Consider the following 3826-nt stretch of genomic DNA (forward strand, 5'->3'; position numbering starts at 1 on the left):
TTAAATAATATTAGTTTTATTTTTAAATTTAAAATATATTGGAGCTTTATTTATATAAAAAATATTTTTTAATTTATTGGTTTGTTTTTAATGTTTTCATTAATTTACTGATAAATCTAAAATTATTCATCTTTAAATTCACTCCATTATAAGCCTCATTAAGTGCAAATCTTCACCTTGTGTGATTTTGTATTCTATACTTTCACACTTAGGGCATTTAAAAATATTTTCTTCTAAAATGCTTTTTTGATCACATTTTAAACATAAAATTTCAAGTGGGGCAAGCTCTATAAAAAGCTTAGCATTTTTGCAAAGATTTGAGTTTTCTTTAAAGGTTTCAAAGCAACGTCTAAAAAGATCTACTTCTATACCACTTAAACGCCCGATTTTTACATAAATTTCTTGCACATTTTTGGCATTATTGCTTAGGGCGTTTTCTTCGCAAAGTTCGATTAAAGATTCTACTATACTTAATTCGTGCATTAGCAAATTCTTGGTAGAAGTTCGCCTTTAGGGCTTTCTAAAAAGCGTTTAGCTCCATAAGCATTTTGTAAAATCACGCGTGCTTTTTTCTCTTCTAAAACTTCACCTATAATACTCGCATTCGCATTGTATTTTTTTAGAATTTCTAAGGCTTTTAACTCATCTTCTTTTTCTACGCAAAGTATAAAAGTACCTTCATTGGCAAGTTCATATGCTTCATAGCCAAAAAGCTCACAAAGTCCTAAAACCTCATCTTGTATGGTAATTTTTTCTTCAAAAATTAAAAGATCATTTCCGCTTTGTTTTGCCCACTCATTTAAAACCGCACTAAGTCCGCCTCGTGTTGCATCACGCATAGCAATGACTTTGATATCTTTTTCTAAAAGTTCCAAAACCTCTTTATCTAAAGCTTTACAATCACTTTTAATATTAGCTTCTAGATTATTTCTTTTGATTAAAACACTAGCTCCGTGTCTTCCTATATCGCCTGAAACAAGTATACTAAGCCCTGCTCTGATATTTTTACTTTCTTTTTTAGCAATGATCTCTCCTAAGGCAGTGGTGTTGATATAAATCTCATCACCTTTGCCCTTAGGAACAACTTTAGTATCGCCACAAACTAGCATTACACCACATTTTTCACACTCTTTTTTGATACTTTTTAAAATGCGTTCTAGTTTTTCTAGCTCAAAACCCTCTTCTAAAATAAGTCCTAAACTTAGATATTTTGGCTTTGCTCCTACCATTAAAATATCATTAATAGAACCACAAACACAAAGTTTGCCGATATTGATCTCATCATCTAAAAAAATCGGACTTAATACAAAAGAATCTGTACTTAAGGCTAAATTGCCCAAAATCGCTGCATCATTGTTTGCATTTAAAATTTCATTATTAAAGATCTTGAAAAGCTTAGTTAAAAGCTCATTCATCTCTTCTCCGCCACCCCCATGAGCTAAGGAAATATTTTTCATGTATTCACCTTTGAATATTTATAATATGCTGCACAAGCTCCTTCACCTGAAACCATGCAACTTCCTATGGGATTTTTTGGAGTGCAAGCTTTAGCAAAAACTTTACAATCATAAGGCTTGGCTAAACCTCTTAAAATTTGCCCACAAATACAAGCTTTATTTTCATTTTTGCTTTGCACAGTGCAATCAAACTTTTTACCTGCATCATAGGTGCTAAATTCTTCTTTTAGCTTTAAGCCTCCATCTTTAATAAGTCCTAAGCCACGAAATTCAAAATCACATACTTGGAAATATTTTTTAACCAAATTTTGGGCTTTGATATTGCCTTCTTTACTTACAGCTCTTTTATATTGATTAAATACTTCAAATTTACCTTCATTGCTTTGTTTTATGATATTTAAAATGCTTTCTAAAATATCTACAGGCTCAAAACCACTTACGGCAATAGGAGTTTTAAATTTGATAGCTAAAGGTTCATAAATACCATAACCTGTGATCACACTTACATGAGAAGGACCTAAAAAGGCATTGATTTTTACGTTTTCATCACTCATAATCGCTTCAATAGGAGCTGGAACGGTGATATGATTGATATGAAAAAAGACGTTGTTTAAATTTTCTTTTATCACTTTTTCAAGAAGTAAGGCACTCATAGGTGTAGTAGTTTCAAAGCCTATGGCAAAAAAGATAATGATTTTATCTGGATTTTTTTTAGCAAGATCTAAAACTTCAAGTGGAGAGTAAAGCGCTCTAATGTCAGCTCCTTTAGCTCTTAAATCAAGCAAAGAAAACTCACTACCAGGCACTCTTAAAAGATCTCCTAAGGTGCAAAAAATAGTATCTTTCATCGAAGCTAATTTAATAGCTATATCAATACGTTCTCTTGGCATTACACAAACTGGACAACCTGGTCCATGAATAAAATTTATCTCTTTTGGTAAAATGGAAGGTAGGGCATACTTCATAATACTATGAGTATGTCCGCCACAAATCTCCATAATATTGATAGGGTTTTTAAGCTCTTGTTCTATAAGTTTTTTTAGGGCTAAAATACTTTCTTTATCTCTAAATTCATCGATAAAATTCATTTAAACCTAAATCCCCCTCATTACTTTTTATCTCCCCGCTATTCATTTTTTCTACTATTTCTTGATAGGTTTTAATGCTCTCTAGTGCAGCTTCTTTGTCGATTTTTTCCATAGCAACTCCAACGTGGATTAAAACATAATCACCTTGTTTTAGAGGCTCATCAATAAGATCTAAATTTACTTTTCTTTTTACGCCTAAAGTTTGCACTAAAGCATTATTTAACTCATCTATTTCTAAAATTTCAGAAGGTATAGATAAACACATTAAAAAAGCTCCTTTTTGAGTTTAAGCACTTTATACCAAAGCTCCATATTTGTGCCATTTTTTGCATCAAGAGTAATGATATCAGCTCTAGGACTTAATTCTTTGATAAGCCTAGTAGCTTCTTTAATATCAAAATCAAAATGATGTGCCAAATCAGCCTTTGTAATTAATACAATATCTGCTTTTTTAAACATTACAGGATATTTTTGTGGTTTATCGCTACCTTCAGTTACAGAAAGCAAGACCACATTTAAATGCTCTCCTAAATCATAACTTGCAGGGCAAACTAAATTGCCTACATTTTCTATAAAAAGTAAATCTATATCTTTAATATCTAAATGATGTAAAGCCTTATGCACCATAAAAGCATCTAAATGACAACTTTGTCCTGTAGTAATTTGATATGCTAAAGCTCCAGCATCTCTTACTCTTAGGGCATCGTTATTGGTTTCTAAATCTCCTTCAATCACAGCAATTTTAAACTCATCTTTTAAAGCTTTGATAGTTTTTTCTAAAAGCGTTGTTTTACCACTACCTGGAGAACTCATTAAATTAATACAAAGCGTGTTTGTTTCATTGAAATGAGCTCTGTTGTGTTTTGCTTCTTCATCATTTTTATCTAATATTTTAGAAATTACTTCTATGGTTTTACTTTCTTTTAGACTTGGATTTTCGTGATGATGGTGATCGTGAGTATGAGTTGAATTTATAGAACAGCCACAATCTTTACACATTGTTTTTTCCTTTTAGTTTTTACTTCATTTTAGCCTTAAAAGCATTAAAAAATTATGAGTTTTAAAATATTTTTTTATTTTTTTGAATTTAAATAATGTACCATTTGTCCTAAAGCAATAGAACTATCATTGCAAGGATATTTTAAAGGCACAAAAAAGTTAAATTCTTTAGCTTTTAAAATTTCAAGTAAGGTTTTATTTTGAAAAACTCCTCCACTTAAAAGCACTTTTAAATCATAATCTTTACTAAATTCTATGATAAAATTTGCCAAAGCATTAAAC

6 protein-coding genes are annotated in these 3826 nt (G+C 30.7%); all 6 read right to left on the bottom strand.

The window, feature by feature from the left end; all coding sequences use genetic code 11:
* Positions 1-138 precede the first annotated feature (138 nt).
* Positions 139-483: a hydrogenase maturation nickel metallochaperone HypA gene (hypA, locus tag JG677_RS07355; RefSeq protein ID WP_200286000.1), complete on the bottom strand. Its 345-nt coding sequence runs from the start codon at positions 481-483 to the stop codon at positions 139-141.
* The gene (hypE, locus tag JG677_RS07360) at positions 483-1457 is read right to left on the bottom strand and encodes a hydrogenase expression/formation protein HypE (protein WP_200217564.1); all 975 of its coding nucleotides are present in this window, start codon (positions 1455-1457) and stop codon (positions 483-485) included. Before hypE ends, hypA begins: the two co-directional genes overlap by 1 nt.
* Positions 1454-2545, bottom strand: coding sequence for a hydrogenase formation protein HypD (gene hypD / locus JG677_RS07365; RefSeq protein WP_200286002.1), 1092 nt, complete (start codon positions 2543-2545; stop codon positions 1454-1456). Before hypD ends, hypE begins: the two co-directional genes overlap by 4 nt.
* Positions 2529-2810 (bottom strand): HypC/HybG/HupF family hydrogenase formation chaperone, encoded by a 282-nt coding sequence (locus tag JG677_RS07370; RefSeq protein ID WP_200217566.1) that lies wholly within the window; start codon positions 2808-2810, stop codon positions 2529-2531. Before JG677_RS07370 ends, hypD begins: the two co-directional genes overlap by 17 nt.
* On the bottom strand, positions 2810-3544 hold the full coding sequence (gene hypB / locus JG677_RS07375; protein WP_200217567.1) for a hydrogenase nickel incorporation protein HypB: 735 nt from the start codon (positions 3542-3544) through the stop codon (positions 2810-2812). Before hypB ends, JG677_RS07370 begins: the two co-directional genes overlap by 1 nt.
* Before the next feature lie 74 nt (positions 3545-3618).
* On the bottom strand, positions 3619-3826 hold a 208-nt coding region (locus tag JG677_RS07380), incomplete at its 5' end, for a Kae1-like domain-containing protein (RefSeq protein ID WP_200286004.1).

The organism is Campylobacter sp. TTU-622 (assembly GCF_016598965.1).
Classification (GTDB): Bacteria; Campylobacterota; Campylobacteria; order Campylobacterales; family Campylobacteraceae; genus Campylobacter_D.

Excerpts from the sequence above, each read along its gene's own strand:
- hypA (WP_200286000.1), bottom strand. The coding sequence starts at position 483 with ATGCACGAATTAAGTATAGTAGAATCTTTAATCGAACTTTGCGAAGAA.
- hypE (WP_200217564.1), bottom strand. The coding sequence starts at position 1,457 with ATGAAAAATATTTCCTTAGCTCATGGGGGTGGCGGAGAAGAGATGAAT.
- JG677_RS07370 (WP_200217566.1), bottom strand. The coding sequence starts at position 2,810 with ATGTGTTTATCTATACCTTCTGAAATTTTAGAAATAGATGAGTTAAAT.
- hypB (WP_200217567.1), bottom strand. The coding sequence starts at position 3,544 with ATGTGTAAAGATTGTGGCTGTTCTATAAATTCAACTCATACTCACGAT.
- hypD (WP_200286002.1), bottom strand. The coding sequence starts at position 2,545 with ATGAATTTTATCGATGAATTTAGAGATAAAGAAAGTATTTTAGCCCTA.